Source organism: Legionella hackeliae (assembly GCF_000953655.1).
GTDB classification, from domain to species: Bacteria; Pseudomonadota; Gammaproteobacteria; order Legionellales; family Legionellaceae; genus Tatlockia; species Tatlockia hackeliae.
In genome coordinates, this window is record NZ_LN681225.1 from 2663579 (window position 1) to 2686832 (window position 23254).

The window sequence follows — 23254 nt, forward strand, 5'->3', positions numbered from 1 at the left end:
TTTCAATCGAGCATCCTCATTTAATTATATTTGTTATCCATCACAGTTTTGATGAGGTATTGCAACGTGAGAAAATATTCACTCAGCGGAAAGTATTGTGAATTAAAAAATATATGCGGTGGTGGCTATTTACCCCATCGTTATTCAAAAGCAAATCACTTTTAATAATCCAAGCGTTTATAGCACAGACCTTAAAAAAAATTATTTATCATGTCTATGATGCAATGAAAAATGACCTTGAATATATCTAACCTATCGACTTTTTATATTTAAATAAGCGTTTTGCAAAAAACTGATGACAAATCCTTCTATCTATTTTGTTTAAGGATCGCTTTATATTTAATGGTAAGCGGGTTTACACCAATTAGCGTAGATAAATCCTGAGAGTTGTTGGGCAACCAACTCTCAGGATTTAATTTTTAATAGTAATGGCACTCACCTTCTAGAATAGTTGGGGTTTTGGAGGCATCTTCTTTAGGTTTACCCTTATCTGAACTAAAAAATCCATTCGTTTTATATCCACCACAAGCTAAAGTCCATGCTTCATTTTCCTCTGGAGTAACTAGGGGAGTTAGATGGGGATCCACTGCAAAAGCATCAACGACTTTTTTAAACTCCGGGAGTACTTCAAGCACTAATTTAATAAACATAGGAGCAGTCAACTGTTGTCTATGATCCGCTCTTCCAAAGATGTGATTTGGCTGACAATTTTGGTAATCATAGAGTGGGTCGCCATGTTCCAGATAATTTCTAAAACGTCGTAGATCACCATAGCTTTGAAGTATTTGATGACAATGTGCAGCGGCATTATAGTCTCTAATCGTATCTAAATGCTGCAGAAATTGTGCTGCATTGTATTCGATAGCATCATTTAACTCAGGAATTGCCTCAAGAAGTTTTGCTAGAGGTAATCTCTTATGCTTAGTATGATATTCATCCCACTCCACAATCGTTTGAAACGTTAAATCTGGTGTTAGATAATTCTCTTCTACCAAAAATTCTTTTATATTAAGTAATGCATCATAGGCGGCCATCACTCTTTTTCTAGGAGTTAAAAGGTGTTGGCGATCTTCTGATTTATGTAATTTTTCCGCAAATTCCCGTACATATACTAATCCCTTAAGATGCAGTCTTCGTTCCATTTCACGTTGTTCACGTGCTGTTTTTTCAAGCTCACGTTTTTCATTTCTTTCACTAAGAGACAATGATGGTTTTTTAATGGCATTATTTATAATTTCAACAAGCAATTTGTTTCTTTCCCTATCCTCAGAGCGAGAAGGGAGACATCGTATTATTTCACCAAGCTCCTTTTTATCCGGGAGTTTACGTGTACCACTAAATATTCCAACACAGGTATCGATGATTGCAGGAGGAGCATTCTTTTCAGCCAAAGCTTCAACAAATATTCGTTCATCATCAACACTAATACGTCGTTCAATTGGGTCTACTATAGGTGCATCATTTTCTGACTCTGATTTGATTTCTGCATCAAGTTGCATTATCTTTCGCCAAAATTGGTGGGGCTCTTCATTATAAGCGCCAATTTTGCCTTCCCTTAATATCATTAAATTAACGAGTCTTTCAAAGAATTCGCTTAGATCATGACCTAAAATTTTCTCAAATAAAGGAAGGTTCTCAGTTAATTGCTTAATAACATGCATATTAGTTCCAGCGTCTTGATGAACAATTCCATCTCGGATAGCAATAAAAGCTCGCCAATCAATGGTGTTATCTAATTTACATAAGAACTGGGAAAAATTTTTGCCGGTAATTAGTTCACCAATCATTTCTAAATGATGTAAAGCGGCATGCTTGCCTCGTTTGGTGGATAAATTAAATCGGTTTTTATATAGTGTTTCCCGGCTTTCAATAAGAGGGGTTGCAACAAAACTTCCAGCAAGTATATTTTTTAAAGGATTAATATTTTGTGTGTAATTCACTAAATTAAGTAATTTAATTAGATTTTCAAGATCCGAAATATAACTAGTGAGCGCTTTTACACTTTTTAATGAAACAGGTTTGATAATATCTTTTGAGGGATGCTGTAATTCTTTGCCAACCGTGGCAAAAAATTGGAGTAATACTGGTAGATCTCTATCGATAAATTCATACACAGCTTCTTCAATGATATCTTGTCGATCGGCTAATTCGCGTAAAATATGACGTATACTTTTCATAGCCTCTGCGTAAGGCGTAAAGTCTAGCGCGGAAATTGAAAGGTCCCCTAATGGAATTAATCGATGTTGATTTAAAGGGGGTTCCCTGACTACGCCGCCAAACTGATCAAATGTCATCCAGGTAAATGGGGCAGGTTCAAAGTGGCCACTGAATTTACCGCGAAGTTCATAGGAGAAGTTTTGTATTGTTACGCACATTTTCTCAATGAGCAGACGGCATTTCTCCATCTGCTCATTCTCCATCATGGCATAATCAGAACTCTTCAGATGTCGCGGCAAGGGAATAAACCGAGTATCAGTGCGTTGATATTTTTTGATAAAATTTAGGGTCTGAATAATAAATTCTATGCGATTTAAATCAAAATTCGCATTTAAAGTGTCTGTTGCGATTTCTGTTCGTTTTGGAAGTACTGCAGAGTTTTCAAAACAACTATTTAACTCTTCATATTCTTTTAAAAACTCTGGCTTATAAAGAGGCTTTATTCTTTCTTTAGTTTGGAAAGCATTTTTACCAAATAGAACGACACGATCATCTAATAAGTTGTCTGGGTTTAATAAATTAAGTCCAGCGAGATCTAACACTAGAAATAGATCCACATTAGCATTTATAGCTGCATAAGTAGCAAAACTCATGCCGCCTTCTGAATAATTAATATCAATATTCAATTCATTTTTATATCGGCAGATTAGCTTGACTAATCTAAGCATCGCTTTATCACCTGCTTTGCAATTTTTGCAAGCGATCAGTAATGCTTTTCCATATTGATTCTTTTCAATTTTATTTAAAATTAAATGAATTTTTTTAAGTTTTTCTATTTTCGCTAAGGCTTTGATTTCTTGGATAAGCTCTTTTTTATAACCCGACATAAATGTTCCTGTATGCAAATAATAAATTCAATTAATCCGATTCTCGTTCATTATGGCTGTATTTACAACATATATTGCAAAAAAAAAAGGGAAATTTAAACAATGACAGGAGTTATATGTTCTTCTTCTCGATGGTTTTATTGATGTTGCATTAACAGCAGAAGATATGGAAATTGATAATACCAATGAATGTTCAGTTCTTACCCAAGAAGATATTATTATTGTGGTCTCTCCAGAGAATAGTCTAGCTAAAAAAAAAGACCAGAGTTAATCCATTATTTAGACCGTTGATTTGTGCTCATGTTTAAAATCCATACTGACTTCATTTGCCGCATATTACTGAAAAAAATTTTTTTTTGTATGATTAAAATTTTGAAAATGAGTATTCACTAGTTCAAGGTATTGCTTTAATAATGCCTTTGCGATTTTATTCTTTTCGCTAACCAATGCCTCATTATGGTGCTGGAAAGTGAGAATATGGTCACCAATTTCCATTGCTTCAATGACATTATCTAAACTTCTTGAAACGATTTTGATATGATTTTTATCGCGAGAATTTTTTTTGAAAAACACAGCTTGAGAATGGTTACATTCTGACCTATAGATAAACCCACCTTTTTCGTGAGCTTGCACAAGACTTTTTTCCTCCCCCTCGGATTGAGAGTATTTTTCATATTTTTTTTGTAATAAATTATGCGACTTACTTTCTTTGGGTTTAACGTGAATTATCGATTGTTGATGATTTTTCATCGGTATTACCTGGGCACCATAATAATATCCAATGAGTTGATGTCCCCGACAAATACCTAATGTGGGAATATGCTTATCGATAGCAAATTTCAAAAGATTTATTTCAAAACTAAACCGTTGATGATGAGGATTATGAACAGGGATATCAGGACCGCCAGGTAAGATAATACCATTAATTCTATTCGCATACTCATCCAAGATAGGATGGGAAAACCCCATTTTAGGATGAATTAGTAAGAGATCGACCTCTTTCTCACGTAAAAAATTTAATAACATATTGGCATAAGTGACACCATCATCATAGCAATACAAGACTAGTAATAATGGTTTATCAGGTTCATCGGTATAATGTGTGGAGAAATGAATACCATCCCAGGCAGTATTTACCATTAAAGTCGATTTAGCTAGCTTATTATTACTATAGGATTCAATACTTAGATCCGCTATATCCAATAGGAATGATGAGACGAATTCACAATCTTTGAAATTGACATCGTCTAATTGAAACTCTGCTAAAATACACTTTGTGAATTTACACTGAATAAATTCCACCTCAGTGCAGTCCAATTCACTTAACCGAGCTGAATCAAACATCACATTCTCAAAAATACACTTCTTAAGCACCGCAGACTCAAAACCTTTACTGCTACAATTTTGAAAACAGCATTCATCAAAATTAGCCTCTTCGATGCACCAGATATCCACACAGTTATTAAAATTAATCTTGGTGAAGCTGCCTTTAGTCATTAAAAAAAAAGTTTTGACATTGTCTGGTGAAGCTGCAGTATTTAACTCCTCTAGTACCTCGGTAAAATTAATGTCGATAAATTCGGAGGCAAAACCTTCGGCATTTAAATTATCCGCCCAATCAAAATCCCCCAGAGGTCTCGTTTGAGAAAAGAATTTTTTTTGAATAAACAAAACTAATTGTTGTTGCGTAATGTGTTTTAGAGGCATATTGCACTTGATAATTTACCCATTTTGCTAAGTATAGTTGCTTATTTTATAGCCATTAAAATCAATTGTTAATCACTTTGATTTGTGGTCAGCCTGAATCGCTGGTGCATTGATATAAATTATTGAAAATGCTACTTTTTTTCGTGGTAAACGGGATATATAAAACCCATCTTTATATTTAGTAGAAAAAGGAATTTACATGACTATTCGATTCATTCTAATTGCAGCAGTTCTATTTGTTTCACCCCAGTTGTATCCGAGTAACTTCTTGAAATTAACTAAAGAGCCTTTAATCATTAATCGGTGTCCAATTTTAAGTACGGGCAATCCCCTTGATCTTGCATTGCTCAATAATGGCTATTTTGTTGTGTCTGGCGGTAAAAAAGGCAGTGAATTATTGTTTACTCGTTTTGGGATGATGCTTTTGGATAAGAACTATAATGTTCGTGACAATGACGGCAATTATCTACTGGCAGTAACCAAAAAATCAGATGCTAAACATTTGAGTAAGATTAAGATTCCTCAAAAGAATTTAGCGCCAAAAGCTACCACCAGAATTGCCATTAATATCAATCTTCCTGCAGCAGCAATTGAGGGTAGTAATTACGAAAGCACTACAACTCTCTATGATTCTCTAGGCAACATTCATGAGGCAAAGATTAACTCAGAAAAAATTTCTATGGGTCACTGGAAAGTTGAAGCCTTAATTGATGGCGTAAAACGCGATACAGGAATTTTAGTGTTCAAGGCATCAGGAGAACTCAGTCAACAAGAAGGGCTACATCATATCCAATGGCCAGCTGAATATGGTATGCATGAATTAAAAATTGATTTTAAATCAAGCACTCAATTTGCAAGCCCATTTTTTATTAACTATATAAAAAATGATGGGTATCCTTTAGGTATACTTGATGGCATGGATGTTTTAAAGGATGGTCAAATTTCTTTAATGTATTCTAATGGCATACTTAAATTGTTAAAAAATCGCATCGCTGTAGCCATGTTTACTAATCCATCATATTTAGAACGTGTTACCAGTCGTTTATATAGACCCAGTGAAAAATCAGGGGAACCAAGAATTCATTGGGTAAATGGCGAGAATGCTGTATTTAGTGGCGGTATAGAAGAAGAAAATTGTCTTGTAGATTAAAAACCTCTGCGTTTTTTACATTTCTGGACGGTAATTAGTAGGTTGGGCGATGGCTCAACCAATTCATCCCAGTCATATGAAATCTTAATATTTTGTTAATTTTTTTTGTCTATAATTTATCCATTATTGTGAAAATGTGGACTCCTGATGGGTAATTATTTTGATGAAGAAGATACTGCTGCTGATGTTGCCATTGTAGGTTTGGGACCTGGTGGATTAGCTGCTGCATTGGAAACAGCAAAACAGGGTAAAACCGTACTTGTTTTTACTAATCGGGAACAATATATCCGTGGGCAACGCTTAATCCTTTCTCACGATACACAGCAATTCCTGGTCAGGTATTATGATCCTCATGATCCTCAGGATGTTAAACTTTGGACAAAATACACATCTGAAAAAACAGTACAATCTAAAGATATTGAAAAATATCTTTATCGCAAATTAACCAAATTATCTAACGTGACAATCATTAAAGCATTGCCTGGTGGTGATCTAACAATACAGCAAATAAGTAAAGGAATAGAAGGTCATGCTGATTGCATAATTCTTAAAAACGGTGAGAAATATTATTTTCGTCATTTATTGGGGGCCGACGGGGCAAAACACTCAACAGCAGACATGGTAGCAAACTGTATTGGTCAACCTATTCAATATAAGTTAACCCCAACCCAGGAACGACATCCCTTTCATGCAGTGGTACAGCTACAACTAAAACCAGGTGAAAAAGTCAAAGGTAAAACCACTACGGATATTATTCATGAAATGCAAACACTTGGCTTACAAGGATGGAAAAACGCCTATCACCCTAAATACTACATCTTCCCTAATGCTGCTCATACAAAATTCTATTTTGCAGGCGAAATCCCTCAACAAATTTTTGATGCACCCGAATCGGAACAAAAGAAACAATTAAAGCAATGGGCTTCGGTGTTTCTTAAAGCAAACTATGGCATCGAAGAAGAGCAACTTGAATATCGACAAAGTAAAAAAACTCCGAGTAAAGACAAGCTGCAAAATACCGTTTTTGCAATGGCTACCTATGTCTGTGAAACGCCACTTCTTGATTTAAGCAATGGTGTTTTTGCACAAATTGGCGATGCAAGGCGCCTCCCTAATTATAATTTCGCCCACGGTGTCAATGATTCGATTAAAGGAGCGTTACTATTTTCACAAGCGATGTCTTCAAACCCATTTTCAAAAGAAATATTTGAAAAAGGTCTTGAAGCCATTGATAAATCGATTGAAGATGGAATGCAAAAATTTAAACAATCAAAGAGCGAAGCCCGTGAGAAAGCAAAGAAAAAGCTTGTCAAAGCACTCGATCACTTTATTTCCCTTTACCATGATGATCCCGAAAGCACCCCTTTATCCATTGCCAAAATAGAGCTTGCCAAACAGACTTTTGAAACAACTGGCGAGTTAACTAGTATGTATGAAGCCCTCAATGAAATTAAACCTCTCCTTGAAAAAGCTGACAGTGGGAATATATTTTATTGGGCATACACTCTTATCAACTGCTGCGCTAATTCAGAGGCCAAACTGAAAACAACCATTTTTGAAAAAATAACAAAACATTTAGAGTCTTTTGTACAAGAGAAGATTTCTCCGCCAAAAGCAATTAGTCCATGAGGTAAATTTCAATTAAACAGGCGGCGGGGAAGAGGACTTTAAAAGGGGCTTCTCTATTCCATCACTATCAATTTTCTTCCTCTCTTTCGCCCCCAAATTATCGCGACTCATTGACCTCATTTCAGACATCTTGTTTGGTGAATTTCTTCTGTTCCTGGTCGCATATAAAGAGTAACCTGCATTCCTGCAGCTAACCTATCACCTCTGCAACCATTTGCAGTTTCTCTGCCAAGTCCTTAGCGTATTTTCTATCAACATAATCCAATAATTGTGTTCTATAGCTATCGGCTGATATCCGCCCTTTTTTGTTGAGTAGAACACTCGATTGAGGGGAACTATCACGAGCCATTTCTTCCAGCTCACCAATAGAAATACCACTAGAAAGTCTTCTCTCCACAAAAGAATCATACGTGGCCTTTGCGGTTTGATAACCCGCAAATTTTTCTTGGTACATGCCCCCCTGCTTTATTAAGGTCCAACACTTTAAAATATTCGGCATTCTCGCGAAGTAAGGGGTAAATTAAATCCCAAGCTCTGGGAAGGTCCTCGGAATGAATACTAATATGAGTTTTCCAATTTTTTTCAGCAGAGTCAATTTGTGGTTTACGCCACTGCTTATCGGTAAAGATAGCAAAAGCACCGGTTCGGCCGGTTAATCTTCACTCGCATTATAATCCCTTTTAAATCTTGATCTGTGCCTTTCATTAATTTGCACTAAATCTTCGTACCTTGCTCTCATAGATAACCTCTGCACGGCGACGAACAAATTTGAGTAATTTAATTATAGAAGAATGCGCATAATTATCTTTATCTCATGTCGCACACCAGCTGTGGCTGCGCCATTTGACTTACTTATACATTCTGGATACCTCGGACAAGCCGAGGTACGTAGAGAGAAAATCTGATTCCCTGTCTCCCCCCCTACCTATATCCCTTTGCTATACAGAAGCCTAGGTACGTAGAGAGAAATCTGATTCCCTGTCTCCTGCCCCACCTATTTCTCTTTGCTATACACAAGCCTAGGTACGTAGAGAGAAATCTGATTCCCTGTCTCCTGCCCCACCTATTTCTCTTTGCTATACACAAGCCTAGGTACGTAGAGAGAAATCTGATTCCCTGTCTCCTGCCCCACCTATTTCTCTTTGCTATACACAAGCCTAGGTACGTAGAGAGAAATCTGATTCCCTGTCTCCTGCCCCACCTATTTCTCTTTGCTATACACAAGCCTAGGTACGTAGAGAGAAATCTGATTCCCTGTCTCCTGCCCCACCTATTTCTCTTTGCTATACACAAGCCTAGGTACGTAGAGAGAAATCTGATTCCTTGTCTCGCGCCCTACCTATCTCCCTTTGCTATACACAAGCCTAGGTACGTAGAGAGAAATCTGATTCCCTGTCTCCTGCCCCACCTATTTCTCTTTGCTATACACAAGCCTAGCTACGTAGAGAGAAATCTGATTCCCTGTCTCCTGCCCTACCTATCTCCCTTTGCTATACACAAGCCTAGGTACGTAGAGAGAAATCTGATTCCTTGTCTCGCGCCCTACCTATCTCCTTTTGCTATACACAAGCCTAGGTACGTAGAGAGAAATCTGATTCCCTGTCTCGCGCCCTACCTGCCTCGGCTTGTCCGAGGCATCCAGCGCCAAGGTTAGGTGGATTGATTAACATCTCTAGCGAGCTGTAATTTTTGTAGATATACTTTTGGCAGATTTTCAGAAGGTAATCAATAGCATGCAGGTTAATACAATTTCCAGGGAGCTTAAGTGCAAAACGATCAACGCAAATTATTAATACTTTCCAGCTTGGGTGGTGTATTGGAATTTTATGATTTTATCATTTTTGCGTTGTTTGCAAGCTATATTTCGTCTTCCTTTTTCCCTGCCTCAGATAAACTCGCCAGTTTATTAATCACCTTTGCCACCTTCGCCATCGGTTACCTTGTAAGACCTTTGGGTGGTATTGTTTTTGGTCATTTTGGGGATCGTATTGGTCGCAAGGTAACATTTACAATATCGATTTTTATGATGGCATTTGCAACGCTAGGGATAGGTCTTATGCCAACCTATTCAACCATTGGTATGACAGCACCAGTTTTAGTGATTGGATTACGTGTTATTCAAGGTCTTTCTATTGGTGGTGAGATTCCTGGCGCCATCACTTATGTCAGTGAGTCCTTTCCGCACTATAAAGGTTTTGCTTGTGGTATCATTTTTTGTGCACTTACCCTTGGCATTGTTTTAGGTTCTGTAGTAAACGCATTAATTGTGAGCCTGTTATCCACATCACAAATGCATTCTTATGGTTGGAGAATTCCCTTTATTCTTGGGGGTATATTTGGTCTTTTTAGCTATTTACTGCGAAAAGAATTGCATGAATCCTCGCAATTTTTAGCGATTGAAAAAGCTGTCGTAGAATTTCCTTTTTTCCATGTCCTTAAATACCATTTTCCTTGTATGATAGCAGGCGCATTTTTAGCGGCACTTTGTGCTGTCATTATTACTTCACTTTTTTTGTTTATTCCCGCTTACTTTACTGAAGTTTTAGCGTTACCACCCAATGCCTACATTTGGCAGCGTACAGTTTCTATTGCCTTAGGTTCGATTTTAAGTATTTTCTTTGGGTACTTAACAGACATTTTTAATCCAAGAAAATTAATCATGATTCTTATATTGGCAACGGCCCTGCTCGCTTACCCTATCTTTCTTATTTACGTTTACTATCCTCAATTCTATTTTTTAGCCTTGTTAGTCAGCTCATTGTTGATGGGTCTTTCTGCAGGGATGATTCCGAGATTTCTTAGTGAATTATTCCCAACAAAAATTCGCTACACAGGAATTGCAGTGAGTTATAATTTAGGTTTTGCTATTTTTGGTGGGCTAACTCCATTTATTTCTCTATCCCTTATTTACTATACTGGCTGGATAACTACACCAGCACTGTATTTGATTATTGTTTCTATACTAGCCACATTTTCATTACTTGTTATAAGACATATTCAGGATAAAAATGTAAGGGCAATTGAATCGAAGTTTGCTTAATTTTTATTAATATCATGATAAATATAGACATTTTGATAAAAATTTAAAGCATGTTACCATTGCCGTTATTTTGCAACTCATGCTAGATATCCAACCTACTGAATATGGAAAAGAAAATTACAGTTTGCATAGTTAGGCTGTAATTGATACAACGGGAGAACATTATGCAAGAAAAAAGGGAAATAATCTCTATTTCATCGACATCAGAGGACTTACCAAGTCCTGTCTATACGGATAAAGTTGTATTTATTAATTATCAAAGTGCTAGTCCCTGGTCTCATAGTGCGGTGCAAGCAGGCTCACATTATTTAAGTATTCATCCTGTTACGCATTTCCATCCTCACCCCACCTCGAATCAATTTCACGATCCCGATGATAGCGCTACCAAAGCATTAGAGTTATGGCGAAACATTATACAACCCATTGTTTCAATACCGATGGCTTTCGGAAACGAAAATGAATTAACAGAATACCCCTATGAAAAAATAGAGGTTCCTGTGACACCAGAAGAATATCAGCAAGCTAAGAATTTAATTGATCAACAGGTCCTTGCTGGCCAAAGTGGGGATATCAAATATTCCGCGTTTAGTTTTTTTGGAAGTTCCTGTGCTTATGGCTCGCAAAAAGTATTAGAGAAAATTACTCACTCCACCCCAGAATCCTCTTTGGCCGCGCCCAGTTTTTGGGAAAAAGCAATCGTTTGGCCACAGGCCCATTTCAACCGAGTACGGCAAGTCAGCCAATCCCGACAAGTTAGCCAAACCCCTTCATCGTCCCCCAAACCCTTAGTTTCGGTCGCTAAAAGAGGTTGGTTCTCCAATTCGAAGCCAGACAATGAATTTAACGATACAATGAAGATTGAACGATTAACCTATTTTTAAGTATGTCTAGCCCAGGAAATTAAGCTCCTGGGCTGAATACTAGATTTTGCCAATAGGGATGCCGTAACGCTCTCGTTTTTCATTTTGGGCCTTGCTCAATAGGCTTGCCAAATTGCTTACACTATTAAATAAACTGAATTTCGGTAATGCCTTCTTGGTCTCAACAGATTCCTCATGAGGAAGGGACATTTCTTGAGCCGCTCGAGATAAACTTTTTTTACGGCATTGAGCCACTTGTTTGGCATTTTCAAAGGTATGCGTTGGCCATATTTTTCCGGTAGGCTTGAATAATTTTTTTTCATCCGGAGTTGCAATAATGTCCAGGATACGATGCTGATGACCTGCACAAGAATAAGTTGAGCCCTCAAAATAAAACACTGAATACTTAGCTTCTTTTTTTATAGCTTTCTTTCTTTCTTTTTGAGCCATTTGGAAAGCTTTATCGAATTCCTCCTTGGAAACCTCAACCTCAACTTTTTCATGGGGAAATTGTTGTAATTCACAGGGATCTTCGTGGTGGATATTAGTGTATAACATTCGTTTCATGTTAAGCATAATCATTCGCACAGTCGCAATACCATCATCCGGATCACCTATAGATGGCATCGCCTCTTTTTGCGGATAAACACTGAAATAATTCTCTTTGGAAACCTCATTTGATTTTCCAAAATAAGTCGCACTATGATCCCATCCTTCGCCAAAATACTTAACAAAGGTAACTACATGCGATTTTTCAGTAACCACCTCCTGTGATTGATGTTCTTGCTTGGGAGAAGAATGTTTCTTTTCTTTGACCTTTTTTTCTGCACCTTTAGGCATAAATTCACCCTACATTTTCATTGAATAAACACATTGGTCAGAATTATAGGGGGGAAAACCTTAAGGAATAATGAACAAATTATGATTTTATTGTGGAAATATGGGAAATGATGTAAAAATTTTAGAAATATTGATTAATTCATTTAACGATCGATGACCCTACCCTAAAAACATAGTAATAATGGCCTCATTCCATGGTTGAGCTTGCTCCAAATTGGATAAATGTCCTGTTCTGGGAAATTCAATCAATTGGCTATTTTTAGCCAATATATGCATCTTCCTACTTTGTTGTGGAGAAATTACTTTATCGTCACCTCCAGTAATGATTAGTATTGGCAGTGCAGTCGCTTGTAGCAATTCAGAAGAATCATGACGCAATGCCATCCCTCGCAATGCCGATGCCATCGCAGTAGGTTTTTGTAGACTCATGATGTGATAAAGCAATGCTTTCGTTTCCTCAGCAACCTCAGTTGAAAGAGCTTTCATCATGAAACCATTGATAAAACCCTCTGTTCCATGCTCAAGGATATCGATGGCTATTTTTTCTCGCGCGGCTTTGGTTTCCTCACTGTCTGCAATAGACTGTGTATTTGCAAGCACTAAACCGTCTAATTGATTTGGATATTTCCCAAGAAAGGCAAGAGCAATATATCCACCCATCGACTCTCCAACAAGAGTCGCTTTATCAATATTTAAATGATCCATTAGTGTTTTTACTTCATCTGCATACTCTGTCATAGACACTGCATTCCCATCACTGTTGACTGCTGAAGACTCACCAAATCCCCATAAATCCAATGTAATGACACGAAAATACATCTTAAGTCCTTCTTGCTGCGGCCCCCATAAACGTTGGTCAGTAGGAAATGCATGAATCAAGATCAACGGTTTGCCCTTCCCTACATCTGTATAAGAAATAAATTGATGATCGGTGGTATAAAATGAGGACCCGACTGCCAAAGGCATTTTTGCGAAAGTTATCAGCAAAACTAGCAGATTTAAGTAAAATTTTTTGCACATGAAAGACTCCTTATTGGGACTCATGATAATCCACAGCTATAACCTGTTCTTATTTTACTTTGAATGAAAATTGGTATAGTTTTAAAAATTGCAAAATAGTCATACATCAGAACTCTATAAGGTCCTGATGTCAATTATCATTTTATTGAAAGGAAGCAATATTTTGAAAAAATATCTATTGAGTTTAGGCTTCTTAGCCCTCAGTCAAGGGGTGGCAGCACTACCTGTTGCCCAACCAACCGCGTGTGTAACTTCAAAATTTTCAGCAGTTGGTGATCAATATTGGAAAACAGTGACTTTGAAATTGACTAATAATTGTGGACAGGTCGTTGATTTTCAAAACACTACTGTTACTTTTAAAAGCACTACAGCTGTCAATACCTCTTTTTGGGGTGATTTTTCGCCATTACCTTACCCTGATAATACTTTAAATATCTATTCGCAAAATCAAACCGATGGCAGTTTTTTAGCGACATTTAATTTGCATTTCCCATCTTATCCTGGCGTCGACTCCAAATTACCTGCTGGTAACTCTATACAAATTAAATATGGGGTCAGTGCGGATAATCATGTTGAGGGAAGTACTCAGGTTTACTTAGGCAGTACAATCGAAACAGGATCATTAGTATTAAATAATACCTCTAGTAAACCAAATAATGTCTCTCAAAATTATGCCCTTATTCATTTATCAATGAATGGGCAAACTATCAACACCATTCAATTACCCTGGGCATCGAACGTTACTGTGCCTGGATTAGCGTCAGGGGATTATAGTCTATCAGCGGAGACTGTCTCAGATAGCAATGGCAATAGTTATCAGGGAAATGTACAACCTAGTAATTTCACCGTCGCTGCCAATCAAGTGATTAATGCCACTGTGAGTTACACTCTTGTTGAGCAAAAAGGTAAAATTACCATTGCTCCGCAGGAACTACCTACCGAATTGGCAGGATATACGGGTAATCCTTCAGTGTTACTTACACAAAGCCAAACTGGAAACTCAATGTCCCAGACATTGGCTTGGAATACCTCAACCACCATAACTCAACTAAAAGAAGGCGGTACTTATAGCTTATCTACGGCAACAATCAACTACAATGGCTTTAACTGTAGCCCAAACTTCATGCCTGCCAGTGTGGTTGCGAATGCTACTACAATCCCAGTAAGCAATTTAACTTATCAGTGTGTGCAGGTTAATCAACGTCCTGTTTCGCTCAATGTCTCCGGAGCTCCAACCACTCTGACTTCATTGACAATTACGCTGACCCCGAATAACAACTCAGCAGCCGTAATTCAAACTATTGATTTAACGAATGGTGCAGGTTCAAGCACTGTTTCTCTGACCGAAGGTATAATTTACACGGTGTCCGCTGAAACCGTAGCAGGTTACCGCATTGAATTTTCACCTCAACCTTTAACAGTTACAGCAAATGCAACAGAAATTATAACACTTACCGCTGAAAATACTGGTACTCCTGTTGCAGTCAATGGTCAATTAACGGTGTGTGGTACAAAGCTTTGTAATGTCCATGGAAATCCTGTTCAACTAAAAGGCATGAGTACTCACGGCCTTCAATGGTATGGATTGGGTACGTGCATTACCACGCAGTCATTAGATGCACTCGTTAATAACTTTAAAGCCAATGTCATTCGACTTTCTATGTATGTACAGGAAGGTGGTTATGAAACCAATCCGACAAAATTCACTCAGGAAGTAAGTACCCTGATTAATGAGGCTTACAACCGTGGTATCTATGTCATTGTGGATTGGCATATGCTTGATCCAGGTGATCCAAACTACAACCTGACCAGAGCCAAGCAATTTTTTAGCGACATTGCTACCACTCATAAAAATAAGAACAACATCCTCTATGAAATTGCAAATGAACCCAATGGTGTAACGTGGGCGACTATCAAAAATTATGCAAATGAAATCATTCCTGTCATCAGAGCCATTGATCCCAAAGCACCTATTCTTATTGGTACACGGGCATGGAGTTCTCTTGGCGTTTCTGATGGTCAAACATATCAAGAAATCGTGAACAATCCTGTTCAATTCTCAAATATTATGTATACCTTCCATTTTTATGCTGCTTCTCATAGAGATAATTATTTAAGTGCATTAGACAATGCTTCTCAGGTATTGCCCATCTTTGTTACAGAGTTTGGCACACAAACTTTTACTGGTGATGGCGCAAATGATTTTGTCATGTCCGATCGCTATATGCAGCTTATGGCGAATAAGAAAATTGGCTGGACAAATTGGAACTACTCCGATGATTTTCGTTCTGGTGCAATTTGGAAAACAAATACTTGTTCAAGCGGAGCTTTTACAGATAGCAACTTAAAAGCAGCAGGCGTTTATATTAAAAATAAAATTATAAATCCCTAACAAGCATTGAATAACAATTTTCTCACTACTTGCATTCCGCTTATTTAATAGGCGGAATGCAGCATGCATCCGCTTTAAACTTTATCGTGCAATTTATGTCACGTGACATGCCTGTCCTAAAAGATAAGCTATAATAAATTTGATTTCTTAATAAAATATTAATCTAGATGTGTTAAATATTACCACTATTCGATCACATTAATTTGTTTAGCAGAGTAACCCTATGCCGCGTTTATACACTAATCAGCGCATTAATTTTGGCTCCGCGAACCACTCTGACATACCAAGATATCAGTATCATCGTACCTTGCGTAGCGCGATAGGCCTCTCTGCAACAAGTTACTCTTATCAAGAAACTAAAAATGGCAAACAGTTTCAATGGGATAATATTGCTCCTGAAGTAGCTTTTGTCATCTTACAAGATGCTGAAAAAAAAGGTATTCCTATCCAACAGGAAGTCATTAAGGCGCTTGGTTCAATATTTGTATTTAACGACACAATTCTTAGTAATACGTTAGATGTCCTGAATGATAACCCCGATTATTTATTATTCAGACAAAAATTAGCAGTACATCTCACAGGTCAATCATTAACAAAGCTTACACTCAAAGAGGTAAAATCAGCAGGTATTTCAACAGTTGAAGAATTTAATCAACTTTATCGCAATTTTTTGCTTCAACAAAAAAAATTAACGAAGAATTTTCCCAATTTTAAGAAGATCAAAGAGAGTGATGATTATTTCCAATTGATTGGTTTTTTAACCAGTGAACCTTTATATGATAAATTTTTAAAATCATTTACTCAGCAACTGGCTAGTGAGTTTAATAAAAATCGAGATGTATCCACCATGGTGCATCCCCCGACAGAGATAAACAAAAATTCTTTATTAGATTTTTTTAAAACAATTAGTTATGACCTTCTTCTAAAGCCCCCAGGTCAAAAATTAGAGCCCAATATGCTCTATGCTGAAATAATTGACAGCAATCTGCGCTACACGGTAATAACGCCTTCTGGCAAAAGGGTGACTGACGTTATCAGTTCAGGTTTATTAAACTATGTTCTAACAGCGCAAACCTCTGAAGAAGAATTAAAAAGTCTATTACCTACTATTTTAAAAATAGCTGCACGACGCGGTCACACTGGTGAATTAGCACTCAATGACACCTTGTCCTTAAAACATAAAGGTATGGATTATTTAGCCGGTGACCCAGAACATGATTTATTTTTATCCCACTTACCTTCATTGGATTTAGTGAAAGATGAGGAATATAAATTTACCCTTTATCACTGGTTAGCCCAGGGCAATTTACCGAGATTAAAAGCTCATATTGTTAATGAAATATATGAGCATTACTGTACTGCACTTGATAAATTCGTTGAAGAAGAAAAAAACTACGTCCATAGCGATAACGAATTTGCAAAACAAATAAAAGAGATGTCTGTCGTAATTAAAGACATTATCGCTTTAATTGCTGCATTGGAAGACGAGACCAGTGAAAAGGATAATGAGCTGGATATTAAAATTCACCAGCTAACTGAACATTTAAAATGGCTAAAAGAATGCTACGCCACAACGCCTTTATTAAAACCAGGTCATACCTTTCCTTCGACAGAGGGAAATTTTGATAGCTTCATAAAAAAACTACTTTTCAATACTACGAGTGAAAAAGTTATTCAATATTTGTCAGACCCCCAAGATGAGTCTAAAACATGGAAATTAAATTTAATGGAGGTTATTCATGGTCTGATTAATGAGAAGTCCTCAGTTATGGTGAAAGACATAAGTGACAAAACAACTACAATACTTGTGGATGACAAAGAACTATCCATTGCTCCAGCTCGGGTATTAAGAGATCAGCTTAAAACCTATATTTCTGTACAGCTAAAAATCAATGCCCATTCCTATTACGCTTCTCGTAGTTATCAAAACGATAATCTCACGCTTCGGCAAGCTGCCCTGTCTTTTCGGGGTGGTTATTTATCTGACTCGCTTGCAGAAACAAAACAATTTGCCAAAAAAATGACTCGTGGTGGTGAAATAACGGCTGATAGTCACTTGCTAGTGGGGCAGGAAAATAATATTAAAAAGCATGAAGTACGCTCAGCGACTGCTGCCAATGTATTTGCTGCCACAGGTGCCGACGGCACTCGCTCGGCGACTGAGAAATATTCCATTGCAATGCAATTTGGCGGGGACAAAGACGTTAAAATTATGTACATCTTACGCGGAAAAGAGGCATTCCACGTCCATTCGTATTTAGACCCTCTTGGAAAAAATAAATTCAGTGAAATTGCCTATACCCACGTGAAGCCTAGTGACTATGTCATGACCATTCTTTATGACAAAAACAATGTGATTCTTGACGTCATTCCCGGAAATTTAGCTGATGATATTCAGGGGATTAGTACCTTTACAGAAAAAGTACTCAGTGCAGCCATAGAGTTCTACAATATGAAGCATAATCCCGATTATAAGGCTACAATCACGTTACCTGTTCCAGAAGTAGAATTAACGCTTACAACCCCTAAACAACCTTCGAAATCCCTATTAGAAATTCTTCAATCTCATGCCCAAACATCCACGGAAAAAACAAAGTCAACTCAGCAATCAGGGAGCATACGGATAAGACGCAGCTTGACCAATAAAGGTCATAAGGCTTTGATTTTAGATAATTTAAGTAAACAAGTCACATTACATTTTAAAGAGAGTATTGACGATATTTTGCCGAGCGCTTCTTTTACCTATCAACCCGGAAAATTAGCGGAAGTCAAAGCAGAAGCGGTTAAACATTATCATATGAGACATGTTCTGACGCTTAAAGATTTTAATAGTTGGAGTGATCATGAAAGAAAACTTCAGTTAGAACACAATCGGATTTTACAACCAGGCTTTATGATAGATGATGTGCAAGTTCAGTTGATGCATGCCAAAATCGCTAAGGCTGAATGGCTCACTGATGTTTTAGTACCACGAATAACTACAGCGTTCTTACTTAATATTGCTGCAAGATTAATTACTGACTATCGCATCGATGTAGAAGAGGTTAATAAATTTTCTCAACAATTGTATAACGATATTTGGGGTGGTCAGTATGCTTGTGAGTTTACAGACATTGAAGTTGAGATTTCTCAAGCCTTAAATAGGTTAAGTGAATCCGGTCATTACCGACGATGTGTGGAAAATGCCAAGATTAGAATGACCAAGATATATCCCTATCTTGAAGAAGGCTCCCACGATTATCAGCACTGCTATACGTCTTGTTTGGAAATCGAAAAAAACAAAGTTCGAAAAGCATTAACCAATCTTGCGATCTCCAAATTTCTTGATAAATACCTGGATACACATGCTAAATTTTACAAACTTGAAAAAAAACCTGTTTACTCTATCGCTGAAAATCGCGACTTCGTATTTTTAGGAGCGGCTGCTAGCGGCAAAAGCACCATTTCCAGCCAATATGTTAATTCTGAAGCAAAAAAAGATTATGTTTCACTGGCTACAGATGACTACCGCAGTATTTGTTTGCCTTATACGGAAACCTTTGAGAGTCAAAAAAATGACCAGATTTTTATTCGTACTCAAGACACCGCTTTCCTTATTAGTGAATTAGTTGAAGAACGTTTGAAGTCGCAATCGTCTACAAGACCCAATGTCATTGTTGATGGAGTCACTTACAAGCCCTTCCATCAAGAATTGGTGGGGAAGAATAATAATTCGCTTATTGTCTGTGCTTGTCTGGATGACATATCCCAAGTTGTAAAACGCTCGTATGAACGAGCCAAACAAGACGATGCAAGTTCAGCGGATAAGGGACGCTATGTGAATACAACGAGTTTGATCAATATGCACAAAACGGCAAGTCTTAACCTTCTAAAACTTTGTGCACCTAATTCCACCATTGCATTATACGATACCAACATACCTCGTGGTACCAAGCCCCCTTTAATTGCAACAGTAGATACTCATAATGAGAGAAAAATAATAATTAGCAATGAAAAGGGAGCCTTAACGAGATTAGCTTCATTCTTTAATAAATCACGAGTAAACGTGAATGCAAAAAGTGATGATAGTTTATTTTTTAAGAAGTTGAAAAAAGCGGAATTTCAAATTGACTCCCTATTTGCTGCACTCGATCTTGGTTATAAGATTATGCTGTCTGGAGAAAAAAACATACCTTTTTTGATTGTATCCAAAAAAGTCAATAATACAATTCATCTTAATATTACCGATATTAAACAACTAACATTGAAAATCCAGGAATCAACGGGACCTGAAAAACAGTTATTACAAATGCTGGTGCTCTATGGCCATTACGGCAGCTTGAAAGAAGTGCACAAACAATGCTTATTGCATGATAACGACCTTGATTTATTAACCCATAAATTTTTTACCTCCCTCCCTGAAAGCCAGGGTTTAACGAACACCACTGATTTCAGTTCAGTGAAATAAAGATTTAATTTTGATCAGTTTGCTGAGATAATATTTATGGAAGTGCTTTTTGTTACACGGCTGTGCTCAAGCATTTGCCTCATAAAAAGGAAGAAATGCTATGAAGATTAAAAGTGAAATTGCTGCCTATACTCAAAAAATTGAGCAATTCATCAACACAGGACATCTTCTACTGGAAAATACAAAAGATGCTACTGAAAGAGCACATCGTCATGAAATATTTGATACCTTGTTGTTACTCGCTACCTATGCTGATTCACAGAAACTTGAAGAGGAATTTAATCAATCTCTTCCACTGAATCCTCCTAATACTTTCTTGAATGAGCTGTGCCATAAATTACGCGAAATTAATTGGCTATGTACTTGCACTTTACCCAATGAACATGAAGTCTATAAGAGCTTCTTCGCAAATTTCTTTTTTCTAACTCCTCAAAAAAAAGAGGAAGTGAAAGCAATGATAAGCCAAGAAATTATTCAATTAATTTTCACAAAGACAGAGACCAATGTATCTAATGTTAAAGCGGGAAATAAATTTGGAATGACTTTATAGTTATGACGATTGAACACTCGTCTGTCATTCACAATGCTGTCTTAAAAATAATTAAGGAACACTATGTTACGGAAAACAACTGTCGTTGCTATGACCTCCTTGCTGTTATCTGCTCCTTGCTTCTCCGGTTTATATCTTGGCGCAAGTGTCGGACCCGAAGGTGCCAGTTTTACCCAATCAGCTTATGTTACGCGGCCTAATACATTTAGTGTTGTAGATAGAAATCATTTTTCCGGACTCGGTGTTTTTGGCTCTATTTTGGTGGTTATGCATGGCGACACAACCAGTTTTATTTAGCGGACGAAATTAATGGAAATCTTAGTTCTGTTGAGTATCAATTAACGAATGATGAATACCTCCATCAAAATTTTTCTAAAACCTATTTTAACATTCGTAAGAGCGAGGGTGTGGGTTTATTACCTGGATACTATTTATCCGATACAACTGTATTTTATGGTCGCATTGGTTATGCCAATGGTCGTTTAAAAATTGTTGAATCCGATCCTACAATCCGAAGCATGACTAAAAATCGGAGTGGAATTCGTTACGGTTTGGGGATTAGACATGCATTAACGCCTCGTTTTACATTAATGATGGATTACAGCCAAATCGATTATGAGAGGGTGACAAGCAGTGTCTTTGAACCGTTTGGAACTGTTACAAAAATTACAAAAATTAGACCCCATACCGCCCAGGTAGGTTTTGGGATAATTTATAATTTTGATCAACCTGAACCCGTATTTGTTAAATAAACCTTTATACATCCAGCGATTAAGAAAACTATGGATCCTAATCGCTGGATGTATGTCATTAAATTTTGCCTTCTGGTCCAAAGGTACTTTCATCATAATCATCAAATAAATTTATCCCTCCAAACTCTAACGTTTGTTGTGCGGATTGAACCAAGCATTTTTGCAAGGGCTTTATGTAGGTATCGAATACAATTGATGAGGAATTCGCGCCATAAAAGCTAAACCAATGACGTGCTATTGATGATATTTTACTAATATCTTTAATGATTTTTATAAGACTCCCAGTTGTATTTGGTTTTGAAAACAAATTCTTTAACTGCTGCAAATACAGATCCACTTTCTTATCAATATAGATATTAGTGTACTCATTGAGTAATGAAAGGCGCATAATTTCGCAAATCAGATATGAGGCAATATAATTTTTCTGCTCATCAATGGATTGTTTTGTCTGAATTTTTTCCAGAGAGATATATTTTTCAAAATAAAGACGAAAATGTTTGAGTGATTGAGGATCAAACCAATTGTAGGAGTACGAGTGATTTTTTACGAGTTTTGCAGTCTGGATAAATAATTTAGCGACCATAAGATAAATCTCTTGGCCCGCCTGCTCTGCAAATAACTCATCGAGTATGCGCTCATACTCTTCCATCTTTTTCTGCAACCAGCTTGTATCGTATCCTGAGGCCACAATAAATTTAGCTTCTAGCCTGAAAAGTTCCAGCTCGACGAACTCTTTTAATTTCTCCTTAATTAAGGCGGGATAATTCATCACTGACGTTGGAGGCTTGGATTTTTTATTTTCTGCCAAATTTGCTGGACTTAAAGCTTCGGATTTACATTTATCAATAAAATTTTTAGTCCCATTTCTGGATTCCTCAGAGTCATAAACATACAGGGATTCAACCGAGTAAAACTCATCAAATTGTTCGGCATGTAACCATGAATCCGGCAAAAAACCTTGTGCATCATAAAAAAATAACTCAAAACCACTAGTTGCTGCATTGGGTACAACAATGGCCGAGAGCGCATGCCCTCCTGGCAATTTTTTTAATTTTGCAAAAACAATTAAATGGCTATAAAGAGGAATTGCCTTATCTGCTATGAAAGAAAATAATTGTTCATAACTACATCCGCTCATCCAATGGTATTGAGCATTTTTTGTATTATCGAGAAGAAGCATTCGAGATTGAAGGTGCTCCATATAACCGGGGATTAATGGTGGCAAACTTGGTAAGGGTGTGACATTAGGAAAAAAATTACCTTTTGTTGTTGTGATTGCTTTGTAAGCGTGCACGGTAATTTCAATACAATTGATGAAACGACCAAGGTGATATCCTTCATTCATTTTTTTTAAATGTTGAGTAGCGATTAGTTGCCATTGAGGTTGAACAAAATCTTTACCACCATAAATATACTGCAGAATAGTAGAAATGCGTCCCATGCCCAAACTACCTAATAATTATAGAAGAATCAATGTAAAGGGACATAGTAATTTAAGCAAGCAAAAGCGAATGAACTAAACTTATAAGAGAGCTTCTTGGATAGGAGATTCATCATGAATACGAATGATTATCATGTTGTGCCTAATAACAAAATTGGTGGCTCGGATGTGAAAAGAGAACAGGCATCAAGAGCAAGTAGACATTTTGAAACACAACAAAAAGCCATTGACGCAGCTCGTAAAATGAGTCGACGAGAAAGAACCGAATTATTTATTCATGGAATGGATGGAAAAATTTTAAGAAGAGACAGCCATGGTCATGATCCTGTTTCGTCAAAAGGTTGAGATGCACCACCAAAATATTTTAGAAATAGGATAATAG

General features: G+C 37.1%; 16 protein-coding genes. 10 read left to right on the forward strand and 6 right to left on the reverse strand.

Going from position 1 to position 23254, the window contains the following annotated elements; genetic code table 11:
* Nucleotides 1–419: 419 nt before the first annotated feature.
* Together LHA_RS11755 and LHA_RS11760 are read right to left on the reverse strand one after the other, a co-directional pair.
* A complete protein-coding gene (locus LHA_RS11755) occupies nt 420–3044 on the reverse strand; it encodes a ribonuclease HepT family protein (protein WP_045106721.1) in 2625 nt (874 codons plus the stop codon).
* A 336-nt stretch (nt 3045–3380) separates the two neighbouring features.
* A complete protein-coding gene (locus LHA_RS11760) occupies nt 3381–4751 on the reverse strand; it encodes a glutamine amidotransferase-related protein (RefSeq protein WP_045106722.1) in 1371 nt (456 codons plus the stop codon).
* A gap of 199 nt (nt 4752–4950) precedes the next feature.
* Between LHA_RS11760 and LHA_RS11765 the strand changes: the two genes are divergently transcribed.
* Nucleotides 4951–5901: a flagellar hook-basal body complex protein gene (locus tag LHA_RS11765; protein ID WP_045106723.1), complete on the forward strand. Its 951-nt coding sequence runs from the start codon at nt 4951–4953 to the stop codon at nt 5899–5901.
* Between the two features lie 147 nt (nt 5902–6048).
* On the forward strand, nt 6049–7530 hold the full coding sequence (locus LHA_RS11770) for an FAD-dependent oxidoreductase (protein WP_045106724.1): 1482 nt from the start codon (nt 6049–6051) through the stop codon (nt 7528–7530).
* Between the two features lie 190 nt (nt 7531–7720).
* Here the strand turns inward: LHA_RS11770 and LHA_RS11775 are convergent, their stop codons facing one another.
* A complete protein-coding gene (locus tag LHA_RS11775) occupies nt 7721–7984 on the reverse strand; it encodes a hypothetical protein (RefSeq protein ID WP_115678758.1) in 264 nt (87 codons plus the stop codon).
* Nucleotides 7985–9295: 1311 nt separating this feature from the next.
* On the opposite strand from LHA_RS11775, the gene LHA_RS11780 reads away from it, so the two are divergent.
* Both LHA_RS11780 and LHA_RS11785 read left to right on the forward strand, forming a co-directional pair.
* A complete protein-coding gene (locus LHA_RS11780; protein ID WP_045106726.1) occupies nt 9296–10570 on the forward strand; it encodes an MFS transporter in 1275 nt (424 codons plus the stop codon).
* Between the two features lie 164 nt (nt 10571–10734).
* Nucleotides 10735–11451 (forward strand): hypothetical protein, encoded by a 717-nt coding sequence (locus LHA_RS11785; RefSeq protein ID WP_045106727.1) that lies wholly within the window; start codon nt 10735–10737, stop codon nt 11449–11451.
* A gap of 39 nt (nt 11452–11490) precedes the next feature.
* Here LHA_RS11785 and LHA_RS11790 read toward each other — a convergent pair whose 3' ends face one another.
* Together LHA_RS11790 and LHA_RS11795 are read right to left on the reverse strand one after the other, a co-directional pair.
* Nucleotides 11491–12270, reverse strand: coding sequence for a hypothetical protein (locus tag LHA_RS11790; RefSeq protein WP_045106728.1), 780 nt, complete (start codon nt 12268–12270; stop codon nt 11491–11493).
* Nucleotides 12271–12429: 159 nt separating this feature from the next.
* Nucleotides 12430–13290, reverse strand: a complete 861-nt coding sequence (locus LHA_RS11795; protein ID WP_082060342.1) for an alpha/beta fold hydrolase — start codon at nt 13288–13290, stop codon at nt 12430–12432.
* Nucleotides 13291–13453: 163 nt separating this feature from the next.
* Here LHA_RS11795 and LHA_RS17160 point away from each other — a divergent pair, with 163 nt between their 5' ends.
* From LHA_RS17160 to LHA_RS17360, 5 genes are all read left to right on the forward strand, one after another.
* On the forward strand, nt 13454–15682 hold the full coding sequence (locus LHA_RS17160) for a glycoside hydrolase family 5 protein (protein ID WP_197541143.1): 2229 nt from the start codon (nt 13454–13456) through the stop codon (nt 15680–15682).
* Between the two features lie 223 nt (nt 15683–15905).
* A complete protein-coding gene (locus LHA_RS11810) occupies nt 15906–20129 on the forward strand; it encodes a hypothetical protein (RefSeq protein ID WP_052673708.1) in 4224 nt (1407 codons plus the stop codon).
* A 100-nt stretch (nt 20130–20229) separates the two neighbouring features.
* Nucleotides 20230–20679, forward strand: coding sequence for a hypothetical protein (locus tag LHA_RS11815; RefSeq protein WP_045106730.1), 450 nt, complete (start codon nt 20230–20232; stop codon nt 20677–20679).
* A 63-nt stretch (nt 20680–20742) separates the two neighbouring features.
* Complete coding sequence (locus LHA_RS17355; RefSeq protein ID WP_231861908.1) at nt 20743–20976, forward strand: hypothetical protein; 234 nt, start codon at nt 20743–20745, stop codon at nt 20974–20976.
* A gap of 8 nt (nt 20977–20984) precedes the next feature.
* A complete protein-coding gene (locus LHA_RS17360; protein ID WP_231862010.1) occupies nt 20985–21431 on the forward strand; it encodes an outer membrane protein in 447 nt (148 codons plus the stop codon).
* A gap of 58 nt (nt 21432–21489) precedes the next feature.
* On the opposite strand, the gene LHA_RS11825 is transcribed toward LHA_RS17360, so the two are convergent.
* Nucleotides 21490–22872, reverse strand: a complete 1383-nt coding sequence (locus LHA_RS11825; protein WP_045106731.1) for a hypothetical protein — start codon at nt 22870–22872, stop codon at nt 21490–21492.
* Nucleotides 22873–22986: 114 nt separating this feature from the next.
* Between LHA_RS11825 and LHA_RS11830 the strand changes: the two genes are divergently transcribed.
* Complete coding sequence (locus LHA_RS11830; RefSeq protein WP_045106732.1) at nt 22987–23217, forward strand: DUF2188 domain-containing protein; 231 nt, start codon at nt 22987–22989, stop codon at nt 23215–23217.
* Nucleotides 23218–23254: the final 37 nt, after the last annotated feature.